Raw genomic sequence first — 17,669 nt, forward strand, 5'->3', positions numbered from 1 at the left:
TCTATTGCCAGTCGACGGTGGCGGCGAGCAGATAGCCCGCGCCATACACCGTCTTGATCAGCTTGGCGTGCTGGGGGTCTTCGTCCAGCCGCCGACGCAGGCGGGAGATGCGCAGGTCGATGCTGCGGTCGAGCGCGCACACGTCCCGCCCGTCGAGCAGCTGGTCGCGCGAGAGGATCTGGTTGGCGTGCTCGAGCAGTACGGTCAGCAGTTGTCCTTCGGCCTGGCTGAGGGTCGTTTCGACGCCGGTCGGGCTGACCAGCGAAAACGTTGCCAGATCAAAACGCCAGTTTGCGAAACGCGCAATTTTGGGCGTGGCCAGCGGCGATACGACGTTGGCTTGATAACGCCGATAGACGCTGCGCACGCGGGCAATCAGCTCGCGCGGCTCGAAAGGTTTGGTGACGTAGTCGTCAGCACCGAGCTCCAGCCCGAGCACGCGGTCGTGGGTGTCAGCGCGGGCGGTGACGATGAGCAGCCCGAAGCCGTAGCTGGCGCGCAGCTGGCTCACCACTTGCAGTCCGTCCATGTCCGGTAGGCCGAGGTCGAGAATCGTGATGTGCGGTGGCTGGACGCGCAGTTGACGCAGAAAGTCGCTGCCGGTGGAGAAGACCTTGCAGCGAAAATCGAACTTGAGCAGCGTCTTTTCGATCAGTTGCGCCACGCGAAAATCGTCTTCGACAATGTAGATCAGTGGCCGCTTTGCGTCGGTCATGGATGGTCCTCCTTTTGCTGTGCTGGCCAAGTGCTTTCGGTGCCGTGCCGGCGACGCGCTGCGCCGTCGCAGGGAATCTGATTTTCTAGTGCTTCAGCGCCTTGTGCAATGCGTTGGCGAGCGCTTCCCGGCTGAAGGGTTTGGACAGGACGAAGGTGGCGCTGTGTTCATGGTTGCCAGGGTGCTGGGTGGCGTAGCCGCTCATCAGCACCAGCGGTAGTGCCGGGCGGAAACCGCGCACGAAACGCGCTAGCGCGCGGCCATCCATGCCGCCGGGCATGACTATGTCGCTGAGCACGGCGCCAATTGCCGGGATGTGCTCGATCATGTCGGCCGCTTCGTGACCGTTCTCGGCTTCGAGCACTGCGCAGCCCAGCGAGGCGAGTTGCTTTCGCACGATCTTGCGCACTTCGGCGTCGTCTTCTACCAGCAGCACCAGCGTGTTGGCGAGATCGGCGTGGTCGCTGCCGAGAGAGCCATCGGCGCCATTGTCTGGCGCGGCCGGGGCGATGCGTGGGAGCAGTAGTGCAACCGTGGTGCCCACTGCCTGACGGCTGCGGATGCGCACCCCGCCGTTGGATTGCTTGATGAAGCCATACACCATCGACAAGCCCAGGCCGCTGCCGATGCCGAAATTCTTGGTGGTGAAGAAAGGCTCGAAAACGCGCGCCAGAGTCACTCCGTCCATGCCAGTGCCGTTGTCGGTGACGGCAATCTGGACATAGTCACCGGGAGGAATTTCGAGGTCACTGGCGGCGTTAGTGTCGATGGCTTCGAGTGACGACTCGATCATCAGTTGCCCGCCGTTGGGCATTGCGTCGCGGGCGTTCAGCGCCAGGTTCAGCAGCGCGCTCTGGAGCTGGTGCGGATCGGCCAGGGCGATCAGGTCGTCGGCGTGCGAGGTGGTCGATACCGTGATCGCGCGGGGTACCGAGCGGCGGATCAGCCGCGCCATGTTGTGCACCAGCGCGTTGACCTCGACCGCGCACGCCTCGATCGGTTGCTGGCGCGAGAAAGTGAGTAGCCGCTTGATGAGCTCTGCGCCACCTTCGGCGGCGCCCATCGCCGGCTCGACGTACTCGTCCACTTCAGGGGTGTCGGGCAGTGCTTCACGCAGGCCGGTGAGATTGCCCATGATCACTGCCAGCATGTTGTTGAAGTCGTGCGCCAGCCCGCCGGTGAGCTGGCCGATGGCTTCCATTTTTTGCGCTTGGGCAAGCGCGTTGTGGGTGCGTCGCTGCTCGGTGATGTCTACCGAGTGCACGAAGCAGCCGATGACCTTTCCGTCGGGGGTAATGTCCGGCAGCAGCGTGCTGCGCGCGAACATTCGCGCTCCTTCGGCGCCGTCGAGCGCGTATTCGTAGGTTGCCTCCTCGCCCGCCAGCGCGGCGCGTACCTCATTTTCGACGCGTGTAAACAAGGTCTCGCCGATGACTTCGCGGATGGGCTTGTCGGTCATGCTTTCGCTGCTCCAGCCGAACCATTCGGCGTAGCGCTTGTTGCCGTAACGGTAGGTCCAGGTGTGGTCGAAGTAGGCGATGTGGGCGGGGATGGTGTCGGTGATCAGGCGCAGCCGCGCTTCGCTGTTGCGCAGTTGGGTGGCGATCTTCTGGTTGCTTTCGAGCGCGCCGCGCAGCTCCGCGTTGGTGACTGTGAGTTCGTGGGTGCGTGCCGCGATGTGCGCTTCGAGCTCGCTCTGGTGCTGGTCGATCTGGCGGCGCTGTCGGTCGGCCTCGGTGATGTCTGAGTAGAGGGTGATGAACCCGTTGTGCGGTAGCGGAAAACCGCGGATCAGCAGCAGCGTTCCGTTGGGGCGCAGGCGCTGGGTTTCGTGGGGCGAAAAGCTGGCCGCGTCTGCCACACGTTGGGCGACCTGGGCGTCGACGTCGCCGTCGCCGTACTCGCCACGCTCGGCGTTGTAGCGGATGAAGGCTTCAAACGGCGTGCCCGGCACGCCGAGGCGGTCGGGGAAGTCGAGCAGGCGCAGAAAGCTGTGGTTGCAGGTGACGAGGTGCAGCGTGTGATCGAACACGGTGACCCCTTCGTTGATGTGGTCGAGCGCGGCCGAGACCATTTCGCGATAGCGCTGGTCGCTGATCTGCTCGGCGTTGTTGCCAGTCGGAGGGAGGGGGTCGGTCATGGCGCGGGCTAGGGTCGTGAGAGCTGAAGAGAAGCTTGATCTTAGGGGCTGAGCCGGGGGGATTCGGTTGGCGACAAGATTCAGTACATTTTTAACGAAGTTACGACAACTTTTGTTGCCACTCTAATCGACCAAGCCGCCGCCGAGCGGAGCTGTGCCGGATGTTTCCGGCGCCCGGTTGAACCACATGGGTACGAGGAGTCAAAAAGGTGTCGAACAATCCCTATCTGCAGGGGCTGGATAAGAATCCCGCCAATTATGTTGCCCTGTCGCCGCTCAGTTTCATAGAGCGCACGGCCAGTGTGTATCCGGCGCGCACCAGCGTGGTTCACGGCGCGCGCGTTTTTAACTGGTCGCAAACCTATACCCGTTGCCGTCAACTGGCGGGCGCGCTGGCGGCGAAGGGGGTCGCCAAGGGCGACACCGTGGCCGTGATGCTGTCCAATGTGCCGGCGATGTTCGAGGCTCATTTCGGCGTGCCAATGGTCGGTGCGGTGCTCAATACACTTAACACCCGGCTTGATGCTGAAGCGATCGCTTTCATGCTGGGTCATGGCGAAGCCAAAGTGCTGATCACCGATCCGGAGTTCGCCGAGGTGGTCGCTGCGGCGCTTGAGTTGCTCGACGGGCCGAAGCCTTTGGTGATCGATGCGCTCGATCCTGAATATCCCGGCACCACATGCGTCGGTGAGATCGAGTACGAAGACTTCATCGCCGAAGGTGATCCCGACTTTGCCTGGCAACTGCCCGCTGACGAGTGGGATGCCATTGCGCTCAACTACACCTCGGGCACCACCGGCAACCCCAAGGGTGTGGTCTATCATCATCGCGGCGCCTATCTGAACGCCGCTTCCAACATCATCAGCTGGGGCATGCCGGCGCACGCGGTCTATTTGTGGACCCTGCCGATGTTCCACTGCAATGGCTGGTGCTTCCCGTGGACGATGGCGGCCAACGCGGGCGTTAACGTTTGTTTGCGCAAGGTCGATCCGGCGTTGATCTTTGAGCTGATCCGCCGCTACAAGGTCAGCCACATGTGCGGGGCGCCGATCGTCTACGGAATGATGATCAATGCTCCCGAGAAGTTGCGTGAAGGCATTGATCATAAGGTCAGCGGCCTGATCGCCGGCGCGGCACCCCCGGCCGCGATCATCGAGGGAGCCGAGCGCATGGGCTTCGATATCACGCATGTGTATGGGCTGACAGAGACCTACGGCCCGGCCTCGGTGTGTGCCAAGCATCCGGAGTGGGATGCGCTGCCGATCGACCGTCGCGCCGAGCGCAATGGCCGTCAGGGGGTTCGCAACCACATGCAGGAAGCCATCACGGTGCTCGATCCGCTGACCATGGCGCCAGTGCCGGCCGATGGCGAGATGATGGGCGAGATCATGTTCCGCGGCAACATCGTGATGAAGGGTTACCTGAAGAACGAGAAGGCGACGACTGAATCTTTCGACGGCGGCTGGTTCCATACCGGGGATCTGGCGGTGTTGCATCCGGACGGTTACGTGAAGATCAAGGACCGCTCGAAGGACGTGATTATTTCCGGCGGCGAGAACATCTCCTCGCTGGAAGTCGAGGAAGTGCTGTTCCGTCACCCGGCGGTGATGATGGCGGCCGTGGTGGCCAAGCCTGACGACAAGTGGGGCGAGGTGCCGGCGGCCTACATCGAGGTCAAGGAAGACGCGCAGGTGACGGCCGAGGACATCATCGAGCATTGCCGTGGTCATCTGGCCCGTTTCAAGGTGCCCAAGCATATCGAGTTCTGCGTTCTGCCCAAGACATCGACCGGCAAGATCCAGAAGTTCGTATTGCGCGATCAGGCACGCCACAACGCGGAAACCAGCGAAGGAGCGAAGGCATGAAGATCCTCGTTCCGGTCAAGCGCGTGGTTGATTACAACGTCAAGGTGCGGGTCAAGGCTGACCAATCCGGGGTTGAACTGGCCAACGTCAAAATGGCGATGAACCCGTTCGACGAAATCGCCATAGAAGAGGCGGTGCGAATGAAGGAGGCCGGGGTGGCCTCCGAGGTGGTCGCCGTCTCGTGCGGCGTAGCGCAGTGCCAGGAAACCCTGCGCACGGCGATGGCTATCGGTGCCGACCGCGGGATTTTGGTCAGCACAGACGCAGAGCTGCAACCGCTGGCAGTCGCCAAGTTGCTCAAGGCACTGTGTGACAAGGAGTCGCCCGATCTCATCATTCTGGGCAAGCAGGCGATCGACGACGATGCCAATCAAACCGGCCAGATGCTGGCCGCACTGATGAATCTGCCGCAAGCCACCTTTGCCTCGAAAGTCACAGTGGCCGAAGGCAAGGTGAGCGTCATGCGCGAGATCGATGGCGGTCTGGAAACCATTTCGATGCACATGCCGGCGGTGATTACCACCGATCTGCGCCTCAACGAGCCGCGCTACGCAACCCTGCCCAACATCATGAAAGCGAAAAAGAAGCCGCTTGAGACCGTCACCCCTGACGCGCTCGGCGTGGACGTCGCGGCGCGTCTCACTACCGTCAAGGTTTTGGAGCCCGCCGGGCGCAGCGCCGGGGTGATGGTGGCTGACGTGGCGCAGCTGGTCGACAAGCTCAAGAACGAAGCGAAGGTGATCTGACATGCCCATTCTCGTGATTGCAGAACATGACAAGGCCGGTCTCAAGGCCGCCACTCGCAACACCGTCGCCGCCGCCCGCGCGCTCGACGGCGAGCTGCACGTACTGGTTGCCGGTGCCGATTGCGCCGGTGCCTGCGCCGCGACGGCGGCGCTCGAAGGGGTCTCCAAAGTGTTGTGCGCTGATGCCGCGCATTACACCGATCAGGGCGCGGAGAACATTGCCGCACTGATCGTTTCGGTTGCCGGTGCCGGGGGTTACTCCCACCTCCTGGCGCCGGCCACCACTTTTGGAAAGAACGTGATGCCGCGTGTCGCCGCATTGCTCGACGTGGCTCAGGTGTCGGAGATTGTCGCGATCGATTCGGCCGACACCTTCGTGCGCCCGATCTACGCGGGCAACGCGCTGGCAACGGTCAAAAGCAGCGACGCGGTGAAGGTCATCACCGTGCGCACGACGGCCTTCGATCCGGTCGGCGATGGTGGTGCGGCAAGCATCGAGCCGATCACTGCCGGGCCCGATCTGGCGCTGTCGACGCTGGTCAGTCGCGAACTGACCCAATCCGAGCGGCCGGAACTCGGCGCCGCCAGTGTGATCGTCTCGGGCGGTCGAGGGCTGGGTAGCGGCGAGAACTATCACGCCATTCTGGAGCCGCTGGCCGACACGCTGGGCGCGGCGCTGGGCGCCAGTCGCGCGGCAGTCGATGCCGGTTTCGTGCCCAACGATTACCAGGTCGGTCAGACCGGCAAGATCGTCGCTCCGCAACTGTATCTGGCGATTGGCATCTCCGGTGCGATTCAGCACCTGGCCGGGATGAAGGATTCGAAGGTCATCGTGGCGATCAACAAAGATCCTGAAGCGCCCATTTTCCAGATTGCCGATTACGGCCTCGTGGCGGATTTGTTTGACGCCATACCGGCGCTCAACGCCGCGCTGTGACACCCGCTCAACTGACTTCAGGAATTGTGCCATGACGACTTACATTGCCCCGGTACGCGAGATGCTGTTTGCCATGAACGCATTGGCCGGTCTGGAAGAAATCGCCGGCCTGCCCGGCAACGAAGAGATCAGCCCCGACCTGGTCGAAGCCATTCTCGACGAAGCCGGGAAGTTCGCCACCGAAGTGCTGGCCCCGATCAACGCCCCCGGCGACCGTCAGGGCAACACCTGGCGTGACGGCGAGGTGAGCACCGCCGATGGCTTCAAGGAAGCCTACGCGAGCTTCTGCGAAACCGGCTGGAACGGCATGCCGGCGTCCACCGAGTTCGGCGGCCAGGGCCTGCCGGTGACGGTGTCGACCGCAGTGCTGGAGATGTGGAAATCGGCCAACATGTCGTTTTCGTTGTGCCAGATGCTGACCCTTGGCGCGGTTGAGGCCATCGCCCACCACGGCTCGGACGAGCTCAAGAACACCTTCCTGCCCAACATGGTGGCCGGCACGTGGACCGGCACCATGAACCTCACCGAGCCGCAGGCCGGGTCGGACCTCGCCGCGGTGCGCTGCAAGGCCGAGCCGCGTGGCGACGGCAGCTACGCCATCTCCGGGACCAAGATTTTCATCACCTGGGGCGAGCACGACATGGCGGAGAACATCATCCACCTGGTGCTCGCGCGGCTGCCCGATGCGCCGCCGGGGGTGAAGGGGATTTCGTTGTTCGTGGCACCCAAGTTTCTGGTGAACGCCGACGGATCGCTCGGCGCGCGCAACGATCTGGTGTGCGCCTCGATCGAGCACAAGATGGGCATCCACGCCAGCGCCACGGCGGTGATGGCTTTCGGCGAAAAGGACGGCGCGATCGGCTATCTGGTCGGAGAGCCCAATCGCGGGCTGGAGTACATGTTCACAATGATGAACCACGCCCGGCTCAACGTCGGCCTCGAAGGCGTGGGCATTGCCGAGCGCGCCTACCAGCAGGCCGTGGGCTACGCCCGCGATCGTATTCAGGGGCGCATCATTGGTGACAAATCGGGCGACAAGAAGCCGATCCTGCACCACCCCGACGTACGTCGCATGTTGATGGACATGAAGTCGCGCACCGAAGCCACGCGCGCGATTGCCTACTACGTGGCCGGCTGTATGGATCGTGCCAAGAGCCATCCGGACGAGACCGTGCGTGGTGCCAACCAGCGTCGTCTCGAGTTGCTTACGCCGGTGGTCAAGGGCTGGTGTACCGAGGCCGCGCAGGGCGTGACATGGAACGGCATCCAGGTGCATGGCGGGATGGGTTTCATCGAGGAAACCGGTGCCTGCCAGCACATGCGCGACGCGCGTATCACCACGATTTACGAGGGCACGACGGCAATCCAGGCCAACGACCTGATCGGTCGCAAGGTGGCCCGAGAAGGCGGTCACGCCATGCGCGCGCTGCTCGAAGACATGGCCACCACGCGCCGCCAGCTCGACGGCCACGGCGACGCTCAGATGCGCCACATCGGCGCCGCGCTGGGCGGTGGCATGTACGCGCTGGCCGAGGCCACCGACTGGCTGCTGGCCAACTATGACGCGCATCCGCAGGCCGCGGCCGCGGGCGCGGTGCCCTTCCTCAAACTGGCCGGGACGGTCGCCGGGGGGTGGCTGATGGCGCGTTCGGCGCTGGTGGCGTTCGAGCGGTTGGCAGATTCGGACGACGGCTTCTATGCGGCGAAGCTGATTACCGCGCGCTACTTCTCCGAGCACGTGCTGCCCGAGGCCAACAGCTATCGCGATGCGATCGTGAATGGTTCAGAGTCGGTGCTGGCGATGCATGAGGCGCTTTTCTGATGGACGCGCCGATGGCCCGCGAGGTCATGGAATACGACGTGGTGGTGGTCGGCGCCGGGCCGGCCGGCCTGTCGAGCGCGATCCGCCTCAAACAACTGGCTGACGCCGCAGGGCGCGAGTTATCGGTGTGCGTGGTGGAGAAAGGCTCCGAGGTTGGGGCGCACATTCTTTCTGGCGCGGTGATTGAGCCGCGTGCGCTCAACGAGTTGTTGCCAGACTGGAAGGAACGCGGCGCGCCGCTCAATACGCCGGTGACCGAAGACCGCTTTCTGCTGCTCTCAAAACATGGCGCACGCAAGCTGCCGACGCCCCCGCAGATGCACAACGAAGGCAACTACATCGTCAGCCTTGGCAACTTCTGCCGCTGGCTGGGTGAGCAGGCCGAGGCGCTGGGGGTCGAAATCTACCCCGGTTTTGCGGCGGCCGAAGTGCTGTTCGACGACCTCGGTGCGGTGCGCGGCATCGCCACCGGAGACATGGGCCTGAACCGCGACGGTACGCCCGGCCCCAATCACGAACGCGGCATCGAGCTGCATGCGCGCCAGACGGTGTTTTCGGAGGGCTGTCGCGGCTCGCTCAGCAAGGCGGTGATGGCGCGCTTTGACCTGCGCCACAATGCCGATCCGCAAACCTATGGCCTCGGCATCAAGGAGCTGTGGGAGATTGATCCGGCGGTGCACGAGCGCGGCCTCACGGTGCACACCGTCGGTTGGCCGCTGGCCAGCGACACCTACGGTGGATCATTTTTGTATCACCTCGAAGACAATCTGGTGTCGATCGGTTTTGTGGTCGGGCTCGACTACAGCAACCCGCACCTGTCGCCCTACGAGGAGTTTCAGCGCTTCAAGACCCACTCCGAGATCCGTCGCTACCTTGAAGGCGGGCGGCGCATTTCGTATGGCGCACGGGCGCTGTCGGAGGGCGGCTTCCAGTCGCTGCCAAAATTGAGTTTCCCCGGTGGCGTGCTGGTGGGCGACACCGCAGGCTTCCTCAATGTGCCCAAGATCAAGGGCACGCACATGGCGATGAAGTCGGGTATGGAAGCGGCCGATGCGATCTTTGACCATCTGGCCGATGTGCCGGACGGGAGCGGCGAGGTGACCGGCTATGCTGAGCGCCTGCGCGCGAGCTGGCTGTGGGACGAGCTGTATCAGGTGCGCAACATCCGCCCGTCTTTTCGGTGGGGGCTGTGGGGCGGGATCGCCTACAGCGCGATCGACACGTATGTGCTGCGTGGCCGGGCGCCGTGGACACTGAAAAACCATGCCGACCACACCCAGCTGAAGCCGGCGTCGGCGTGTGCGCCGATCGACTACCCGAAGCCGGATGGCAAGCTGAGCTTCGACCGGCTGTCGTCGGTGTTCATCTCGGCCACCAACCACGCCGAGGAGCAGCCCTGCCACCTGCAGCTCAAGGACAGCGCCGCGCCGATCCAGATCAATCTCGCGACCTACAACGCGCCCGAGACGCGGTACTGCCCGGCGGGCGTGTACGAGCTGGTCGAGGCCGACGACGGGCCGCGCATGCAGATCAACGCACAGAACTGCCTGCACTGCAAAACCTGCGACATCAAGGACCCGACCCAGAACATCAACTGGGTAACGCCCGAGGGCGGCGGTGGGCCCAACTATCCAAACATGTGAGCGGGGCGGGTGATGCGTCTCGGCGTATGCGGCGTTCGTGACGAGACGCTTGAATCGGGGTGGTCGGGGCTGTTCGCGACCATGGCGCGGGTGCTGGTGTATTGCGCGCTGGTGCTCGCCGTGCAGGCACCGGAGGTGTTCGGGCTGTAGCGACAAGCTCGCTAAGGTGGTGGCATCAAATGTAATTTTTGCGTCGCTTTCGCGGCGCTGACCAAAGGAGATGAGAACGTGCTGATGAAAAGAGAACACGGGGCCGAGCAGCCTCACTGGCCGCTAGGACCATTCAAGATCCGGCTTCCCTTCGTGCACTACCGTTGGGAATACCCGGAAATGATTCAGGGCCTGATCATGTTTGTGGTCGGCCTGGCGATGATTCCGCTGCTGCAAAAATACCTCGGCATGCCCTACGAGGCTGCGCTGGCCTTCTGCGTGATCGCCGGCGTCGGCTACATGCTGCCGGCGCTGCTGGGGGTGCCGCTGGTGCCAGGCTGGATTACGCCAGCCATCCCGGTGGTGATCCTGTTCCTGCAAGGTTTCGAGCCGGGGCCGGAGGCGATCAAGGCGCTGTTCGCGCTGCAGATCGAGGTCTTTCTCATCTTTCTGGTGCTGGGCATCACCGGCATGGGCAATCGACTGGTGACGGTGATTCCCAACTCGCTCAAGTCCGGCATCATCATCGGCGCCGGTATTGCGGCCATGATGGGTGAGCTGAAAGTGGGCGGCCGTATCGACAACACCCCGATCTCGCTGATCATCGGCTCCATCGTGTCGGCCTATGTGCTGTTCTCGCTGTCCTTCAAGAGCATTGTCGAGAAGAACGTGTGGGCCAAGCGCATCTCCAACTTCGGCATGGTGCCGGGCATGATTCTGGCCATGCTGGTTGGCTGGGCCGTGGGTGAATACCCCATGCCTGACGTGCAGTGGGGCATCACCAATCCCGACTTCGCGCTGATGTGGGACTACCTCGTGTTCAGCACCGGCATGCCCGATGCGAGCACCTTCATGCTGGCATTGCCGACGGCCGTCATTGCCTACGTGATCGCTTTTGGCGACATCGTGGTCGGCTTTACGCTGGTCAAGCGGGTGGATCACCTGCGCGAGGACGAGAAGATCGAGGAGGGCATCACCCGGGTGCACCTGGTCACCGCCATCCGCAACGGCATCCACGCGTTCTTTGCGCCGTGGCCCGGTCTGGCCGGCCCCTTGTGGACGGCGGCCCATGCCACCGTGGCCGAGCGCTATGCGCTGGGTCGCAAGGCGATGGACTCCATCTACTCCGGTGGCGGCACCTTCTGGATCACCGGTTTCTTCGCCCTCTTCATGTTGCCGCTGGTGAGCATCTTCAAGCCGGTGTTGCCAATTGCGCTGTCGCTCACGCTGGTGCTGACCGCCTACATCTGCATCATGGTCGGCATGGAAGAGCTGAAGAACTCGACCGAGCGCGGCGTGGCCGGCATTGTGGCGGTGACGCTGGCGATGCCTGATCCGAAATCGACGGTGTATGCGGTGGTGATCGGCCTGGTGCTGTACTTCCTGATCGAGCGCTCGCATCACATCGGCACGCGCGACAAGGAAGATCTGAGCATCCTGGGTGACAGCACCGCCGACCTCGAAGCCGGCGACACGCACGGGCGCAAGTTGCCGGCCAACTGATCGCAGCCGTCGTTGAATTGCGCCGCCGAACGCCCTCATCCGTGAGGGCGTTTTTTGTCCACGTTCAACACCAACGCGCCCCCGGATCTTGATCGAGATCGGAGGCGCCGCGCGGGTCTTCGGGGTATCCTTGGCCTCCTCAGTCGTAAAACCATTAGGGCGGAAACTACCTTGAAGGTCTTTGGCATTGCCGGGTACTCCGGCTCGGGCAAGACAACGCTCATCGAAAAACTGATTCCTGAAATCCGCTCGCGGGGCTTGGCGGTGTCGGTGATCAAGCACGCGCATCACGGCTTTGATCTCGACCGCCCGGGCAAGGACTCCTGGCGACACCGCGAAGCCGGTGCGCAGGAAGTGCTGATGCTCTCGAGTGGCCGCTGGGTCTTGATGCACGAGTTGCGTGAGACGCCGGAACCCACGCTGGACCAGCAACTGGCGATTCTGTCGCCCTGTGATCTGGTGCTCATCGAAGGCTTCAAGGCCGCGCCGGTGCCCAAGGTCGAGGTCTATCGCCCGGCCAACGGCAAACCGCCGCTATGGACCGACAATCCGCATGTGGTGGCCGTGGCCACCGACGCGGCGACCGATACGCCTTTGCCGACGCTGGATGTGAACGATCCGGTGGCGGTCACTGATTTCATTCTCGACTACAAGATGGAAGACTTTCAGCCATGAGCCTTCTCTCCTTTGAAGACGCACGCACGCAATTGCTGGCGCAGGCCCGGCCGGTGGCTGGCACCGAACTGGTGAGCACGCTCAAGGCTCGCGGTCGCGTGCTGGCCGATGACCTGGTGTCCGAATTCGATGTGCCGCCGCTCGATAATTCCGCGATGGATGGCTACGCCGTGCGCTGCGCCGACATCCCGGCGGCCGGCACACGCCTGCCGGTATCGCAACGCATTCCGGCCGGTGCGGTGGGGCATCCGCTCGCCGCCGGCTCGGTCGCGCGCATCTTTACCGGCGCGCCGATTCCGCCGGGGGCTGACGCCATCGTGATGCAGGAGTTGTGCGAGCGCGAGGGCGACGAGGTCGTCATCAATCATGTGCCGAGCACGGGCGATTCGATCCGCCTGCGCGGCGAAGACATCGCTCTTGGAAAGTCGGTGCTCACCGCCGGCACCCGCCTGCGCGCGCAGGAACTCGGTCTGGCCGCATCGATCGGCATCCCCGCCGTGTCGGTGCATCGCCGTCTCAAGGTGGCGATCTTCTTCACCGGTGACGAACTCGTGATGCCCGGCGAGCCGCTGCGCGAAGGCGCCATCTACAATTCGAACCGTTTTGTACTCAACGCCTTGCTCGATGGCATGGGCTGCGAAGTGACCGACCTGGGCATCGTCGCCGATACACTCGACGCGACCCGCCAGGCGCTGCGCACCGCCGCGCACGGCCACGATGTGATCATCACCTCGGGTGGCGTGTCGGTGGGTGAAGAAGACCATGTCAAACCCGCCGTCGAGGCCGAAGGCTCGCTCAATCTGTGGAACATCGCCATCAAACCGGGCAAGCCGCTGGCCTATGGCCGGGTGGGTGAGGCCGCCTTTATCGGTCTGCCGGGTAATCCGGTGTCTACCTTTGTGACCTTTCTGTTGCTGGTGCGCCCGTTTTTGCTCACGTGTCAGGGTGTGCGCGAGGTGTTGCCGAAGCCGGTGCAACTGCGGGCCGACTTTGACTGGCTCAAGCCGATCAAGCGGCGCGAATTCCTGCGCGTTCAGGTCAATGCCGAGGGCGGCCTGAGCTTGTTCGACAATCAGGGCTCTGGTGTGCTGACGTCCACGGTGTGGGCCGATGGCCTGGCGGAAGTCCCACCGGGCGAACCCATCCGGCGCGGTCAGATGGTCTCCTACACGCCTTTCTCCGATCTTCTGGATTGATTCGCCAATGAATCTGACTATTCTTTATTTCGCCAGCCTTCGCGAGTCGCTGGGCATGGCAAAAGAGGCCGTCGTGTTGCCTGCCGACGTTGGTAACGTTGGCGCGTTGCGCACGCATTTGAGCGCTCGCGGTGAAACTTGGCAGCGACTCGCGCCGGGCCATAATGTGCGGGCAGCCGTCAATCAACACATGGCTGCGGACGAGCAGGTGCTGGCTGCGGGCGACGAAGTGGCATTTTTTCCGCCGGTAACGGGAGGCTGAGGTGATGGAAGTTCGAGTCCAGGAAGCCGATTTTGATGTGGGCGTTGAAACACGGGCCTTGTCGGCCGGGCGTACGGACATCGGCGCGGTCAGTACCTTTTTGGGACTGGTGCGCGGTGCGTCCGACGGCGTGCAGTGCATGACGCTTGAGCATTATCCGGGCATGACCGAGCAGTCGTTGGCCGAGATCGTCGCCGAGGCAAAGCAGCGCTGGAGCTTGCTCGCCGTGCGCGTGATTCATCGCGTGGGGCCGCTCCAGCCGGGCGCGCAGATCGTGTTTGTGGGCGTGGCCAGTGCGCACCGCGGCGAGGCGATTGCGGCCTGCGAGTTCATCATGGACTTTCTCAAGACGCGCGCGCCGTTCTGGAAAAAAGAACAGACACCCGAGGGTAGCCGGTGGGTCGATGCGCGCGACACCGACGATACTGCCGCGGCTCGCTGGCTGGATGTGGAGTCCCGACGCTGAGATGCCGGCGTTTTGATGTAAGGCTGCGTTGTGCCATGACATAAAAAAACGGCGTCCTCGAAAGGACGCCGTTTTCATACCTGGCAGTAAGCCGGGTCGGTATTACTTACGGCGGGCCGGAGCGCGCTTGGCCGGCTGCTGGGCGGCGGCGCCGACCTGCGTGAAGGCCTGGAAGGCTTCGGTCGAGGCACGCGTCATTTGCTCGAAAGCAGCGCGGGCGTTGTCCATGGCACCTTGCACAGCGCCCATGGCGTTCTGGTCGGTGATGGGCATGCCGGTGAACATCTTGTTGATGGCTTCGAACACGTCGTTGCCGCCGGTGGCCAGCTGCTCGCTGACCATCTTGCCGACTTCGGTCTGTGCTTGAGCAGCCACTTCAGCGATTTCGCGGGCGCAAGCGAGCATGCGCTCGGTCGAGGCCTGTGCGTATTCGGTGCGCAGGCGAAGCATGTCTTGCGGGTCCTGCGTGGTGGTCAGCGCCTTGGCGTTGTTGACACCGTCTTCGAACAGGGTCTTGGCCGTGCGAACCTGCAGTTCCATGATGCGCTGCGAGTTTTCGATCGACATCTGCGCCAGGCGCATCGCCGCTTCGAGGTTCTTTTTCTGCAGTGCGTTAAGTTGTTCGGGTTTGATCGCCATGGTGATTCCTCCTCGCTCAATGAATTGGGTTTGAGCCGACTGACAGGTATTGCGCCGTAGCAGAAAAAAATTTCCGGCGGCCACAGACGTCTCAATTCACCCAAAGTAACACATTGAGGAATTGGAGAATACGCTTATGGATCAGATATGTTCATGTTCAAACAGGTGTTTGTTGCATTGCAGCAACAGATTCCGGATGAATGCTGCATTAGCGTCTTGAAATGTTCGTGGTGACGCCCCATTTAGGGAGCAACGGGTCAAACGGAAAAGGATGTCTTCATGCGCTTCGACAAGCTCACCACCAAATTTCAACAGGCGCTGTCCGATGCGGGCAGCATTGCCGTCGGAAACGACCAGCAGTTCATCGAGCCTCAACACTTGATGCTGGCGCTGCTTGAGCAGGACGATGGCAGCACCGCGTCCTTGCTGCAGCGCGCTGGCGTCAATGTGGCGCCGCTCAAATCGGCGCTCAAGAGCAGCATTGAGCGCTTGGCCAAGGTTGAAGGGCATGGCGGGGATGTTCAGGTCGGTCGCGATCTCGGCAACCTGCTCAATCTGACCGACAAGGCGGCGCAGAAGCAGGGCGATGCGTTCATCGCGAGCGAGATGTTCCTCCTGGCATTGGCTGACGACAAGGGCGAAACCGGCCGCTTGCTGCGTGAGCACGGGCTGGTGAAGAAGCATCTGGAGTCGGCGATCGCGGCGGTTCGCGGCGGCCAGAATGTGGGCTCGCAGGACGCCGAGGGGCAACGAGAGGCGCTGTCAAAATATTGCATGGACCTGACCGAACGCGCGCGTCAGGGCAAGCTCGATCCGGTGATCGGCCGTGACGACGAGATCCGCCGCGCAGTGCAGATTCTGCAGCGGCGCACCAAGAATAATCCGGTGCTCATCGGCGAGCCCGGCGTGGGCAAGACGGCCATCGTCGAAGGCCTGGCCCAGCGCATCGTCAATGGTGAGGTGGCCGAGACGCTCAAGGACAAGCGGGTGTTGTCGCTCGATATGGCGGCGCTGCTGGCGGGGGCGAAGTACCGCGGCGAGTTCGAAGAGCGGCTCAAGGCGGTGCTCAAGGATATTGCCCAGGACGAAGGGAGGATCATTCTGTTCATCGACGAGATCCACACCATGGTCGGCGCCGGCAAGGCCGAGGGCGCGATGGACGCGGGCAACATGCTCAAGCCGGCGCTGGCGCGTGGTGAGCTGCATTGCATTGGCGCGACGACGCTGGATGAATACCGCAAGTACATCGAGAAGGATGCCGCGCTGGAGCGCCGCTTCCAGAAAGTGCTGGTCGATGAGCCGAGTGTGGAGTCGACGGTGGCGATCCTGCGCGGTTTGAAAGAGAAGTACGAAATCCACCACGGCGTGATCATCACCGACCCGGCGATTGTCGCTGCCGCGGAACTGTCCAATCGTTACATCACCGACCGCTTCCTGCCCGACAAGGCGATCGACCTGATCGACGAAGCCGCCTCGCGAATCAAGATGGAGATCGACTCCAAACCCGAGGTGATGGACAAGCTCGACCGCCGCATGATTCAGCTGAAGATCGAGCGCGAGGCGGTCAAGAAGGAGAAGGACGAGGCCTCGATCAAGCGCTTGCAGCTGATCGACGAACAGCTCGAAAAGCTCCAGCGCGAGTACAACGATCTGGAAGAGATCTGGAAGGCCGAGAAGGCCCGCGCCCACGGCTCGGCGCATATCAAGGAAGAGATCGACGCCCTGCGCGCCAAGATGGCCGAGTTGCAGCGTGGTGGCAAGTACGAGCAACTGGCCGAGTTGCAGTACGGCAAGCTGCCGCAACTCGAGGCGCAGTTGAAGGCCGCCGAGCAAAATGGTGACGCCGCCGTGCCGAACCAGTTGCTGCGCACCCAGGTGGGCACCGAAGAGATTGCCGAGGTGGTGTCGCGTGCGACCGGGATTCCGGTATCGAAGATGATGCAGGGCGAGCGCGACAAGCTGCTCAAGATGGAAGACAAGATGCACGAGCGGGTGATCGGTCAGGATGAGGCGGTGCGGCTCGTATCGGATGCCATCCGCCGTTCGCGTGCCGGGCTGTCGGATGAGAACCGGCCCTACGGCTCCTTCCTGTTCCTGGGCCCCACGGGTGTGGGCAAGACCGAACTGTGCAAGACGCTGGCCGAGTTCCTCTTCGACAGCGAGGAGCATCTCATTCGTATCGACATGAGTGAGTTCATGGAGAAGCACTCGGTCGCCCGCTTGATCGGCGCGCCGCCGGGATACGTGGGTTACGAGGAGGGCGGTTATCTGACCGAACTGGTGCGTCGCAAGCCCTATTCGGTGATCTTGCTCGACGAGGTCGAGAAGGCGCATCCGGATGTGTTCAACGTGTTGTTGCAGGTGCTCGACGATGGCCGCATGACCGATGGTCAGGGCCGCACGGTGGACTTCAAGAACACCGTGATCGTTATGACCTCCAACCTGGGCAGCCAGATGATTCAGCAGATGGCGGGGGATGATTACGGCGTGATCAAACTGGCGGTGATGGCTGAGGTGAAGACGTATTTCCGGCCCGAGTTCATCAACCGCATCGACGAGGTGGTGGTGTTCCACAGCCTGGATGAAAAGCACATCGCGAATATTGCGCGCATCCAGTTGCAGCATCTCGAGAAGCGTCTGGCGCGCCTGGAAATGGGCTTGCAGGTGTCGGAGGCGGCGCTGGCCCAGGTGGCCGACGCGGGTTTCGACCCGGTGTTTGGCGCGCGACCGCTCAAGCGGGCGATTCAGGAGCGTATCGAGAATCCGCTGGCCAAGGCGATTCTGGAGGGGCAGTTTGCGGCCAAGGACGTGATCCGGGTCGACGCCGATGGCGGCAGGATGCGATTCGAAAAAGCGGCCGCAGTCGGGTAAGTCTTTCCGTGCTGCGGATTAACGCAAGAAAGGCGCCCC

At 62.7% G+C, this 17,669-nt stretch carries 15 protein-coding genes; 12 read left to right on the top strand and 3 right to left on the bottom strand.

Annotation, left to right across the window (positions count from 1 at the left end; all coding sequences use genetic code 11):
• Window position 1: 1 nt before the first annotated feature.
• Window positions 2-715: a response regulator transcription factor gene (locus FHP89_RS08760; protein ID WP_186300181.1), complete on the bottom strand. Its 714-nt coding sequence runs from the start codon at window positions 713-715 to the stop codon at window positions 2-4.
• Window positions 716-800: 85 nt separating this feature from the next.
• On the bottom strand, window positions 801-2,855 hold the full coding sequence (locus FHP89_RS08765; RefSeq protein WP_144173222.1) for a PAS-domain containing protein: 2,055 nt from the start codon (window positions 2,853-2,855) through the stop codon (window positions 801-803).
• Window positions 2,856-3,064: 209 nt separating this feature from the next.
• On the opposite strand from FHP89_RS08765, the gene FHP89_RS08770 reads away from it, so the two are divergent.
• The 11 genes from FHP89_RS08770 to moaE all read left to right on the top strand — a co-directional run bounded on the left by FHP89_RS08770 (window position 3,065) and on the right by moaE (window position 14,120).
• Entirely contained in the window at window positions 3,065-4,720 is a 1,656-nt protein-coding gene (locus tag FHP89_RS08770; protein ID WP_144173224.1) for an acyl-CoA synthetase, read from the top strand.
• Window positions 4,717-5,466, top strand: a complete 750-nt coding sequence (locus FHP89_RS08775; RefSeq protein ID WP_144173226.1) for an electron transfer flavoprotein subunit beta/FixA family protein — start codon at window positions 4,717-4,719, stop codon at window positions 5,464-5,466. The genes FHP89_RS08770 and FHP89_RS08775 overlap by 4 nt, the downstream gene beginning before the upstream one ends.
• A gap of 1 nt (window position 5,467) precedes the next feature.
• Complete coding sequence (locus FHP89_RS08780) at window positions 5,468-6,403, top strand: electron transfer flavoprotein subunit alpha/FixB family protein (RefSeq protein ID WP_144173228.1); 936 nt, start codon at window positions 5,468-5,470, stop codon at window positions 6,401-6,403.
• Between the two features lie 31 nt (window positions 6,404-6,434).
• Window positions 6,435-8,225, top strand: coding sequence for an acyl-CoA dehydrogenase (locus FHP89_RS08785; RefSeq protein WP_144173230.1), 1,791 nt, complete (start codon window positions 6,435-6,437; stop codon window positions 8,223-8,225).
• 11 nt (window positions 8,226-8,236) lie between these two features.
• Window positions 8,237-9,868 (top strand): electron transfer flavoprotein-ubiquinone oxidoreductase, encoded by a 1,632-nt coding sequence (locus tag FHP89_RS08790; protein ID WP_144173784.1) that lies wholly within the window; start codon window positions 8,237-8,239, stop codon window positions 9,866-9,868.
• A 12-nt stretch (window positions 9,869-9,880) separates the two neighbouring features.
• Window positions 9,881-10,018, top strand: coding sequence for a hypothetical protein (locus FHP89_RS20925; RefSeq protein WP_186300182.1), 138 nt, complete (start codon window positions 9,881-9,883; stop codon window positions 10,016-10,018).
• A gap of 84 nt (window positions 10,019-10,102) precedes the next feature.
• Window positions 10,103-11,521: a solute carrier family 23 protein gene (locus FHP89_RS08795; protein ID WP_260851530.1), complete on the top strand. Its 1,419-nt coding sequence runs from the start codon at window positions 10,103-10,105 to the stop codon at window positions 11,519-11,521.
• Between the two features lie 171 nt (window positions 11,522-11,692).
• The gene (gene mobB / locus FHP89_RS08800; protein WP_144173234.1) at window positions 11,693-12,196 is read left to right on the top strand and encodes a molybdopterin-guanine dinucleotide biosynthesis protein B; all 504 of its coding nucleotides are present in this window, start codon (window positions 11,693-11,695) and stop codon (window positions 12,194-12,196) included.
• Complete coding sequence (locus FHP89_RS08805) at window positions 12,193-13,392, top strand: molybdopterin molybdotransferase MoeA (protein ID WP_144173236.1); 1,200 nt, start codon at window positions 12,193-12,195, stop codon at window positions 13,390-13,392. Before mobB ends, FHP89_RS08805 begins: the two co-directional genes overlap by 4 nt.
• Window positions 13,393-13,399: 7 nt before the next feature.
• Window positions 13,400-13,654 carry a molybdopterin converting factor subunit 1 gene (gene moaD, locus FHP89_RS08810; protein ID WP_144173239.1) on the top strand — a complete coding sequence of 85 codons (255 nt, stop codon included), beginning with the start codon at window positions 13,400-13,402 and terminating at the stop codon, window positions 13,652-13,654.
• 4 nt (window positions 13,655-13,658) lie between these two features.
• Window positions 13,659-14,120, top strand: a complete 462-nt coding sequence (moaE, locus tag FHP89_RS08815) for a molybdopterin synthase catalytic subunit MoaE (RefSeq protein WP_144173241.1) — start codon at window positions 13,659-13,661, stop codon at window positions 14,118-14,120.
• A 102-nt stretch (window positions 14,121-14,222) separates the two neighbouring features.
• Here moaE and FHP89_RS08820 read toward each other — a convergent pair whose 3' ends face one another.
• Window positions 14,223-14,759: a phasin family protein gene (locus FHP89_RS08820; RefSeq protein ID WP_144173243.1), complete on the bottom strand. Its 537-nt coding sequence runs from the start codon at window positions 14,757-14,759 to the stop codon at window positions 14,223-14,225.
• 279 nt (window positions 14,760-15,038) lie between these two features.
• On the opposite strand from FHP89_RS08820, the gene clpB reads away from it, so the two are divergent.
• Window positions 15,039-17,630 (top strand): ATP-dependent chaperone ClpB, encoded by a 2,592-nt coding sequence (gene clpB / locus FHP89_RS08825; RefSeq protein WP_144173245.1) that lies wholly within the window; start codon window positions 15,039-15,041, stop codon window positions 17,628-17,630.
• The last annotated feature ends 39 nt before the right edge of the window (window positions 17,631-17,669 follow it).

The sequence above is a fragment of the Denitromonas ohlonensis genome (assembly GCF_007625205.1).
Classification (GTDB): domain Bacteria; phylum Pseudomonadota; class Gammaproteobacteria; order Burkholderiales; family Rhodocyclaceae; genus Nitrogeniibacter; species Nitrogeniibacter ohlonensis.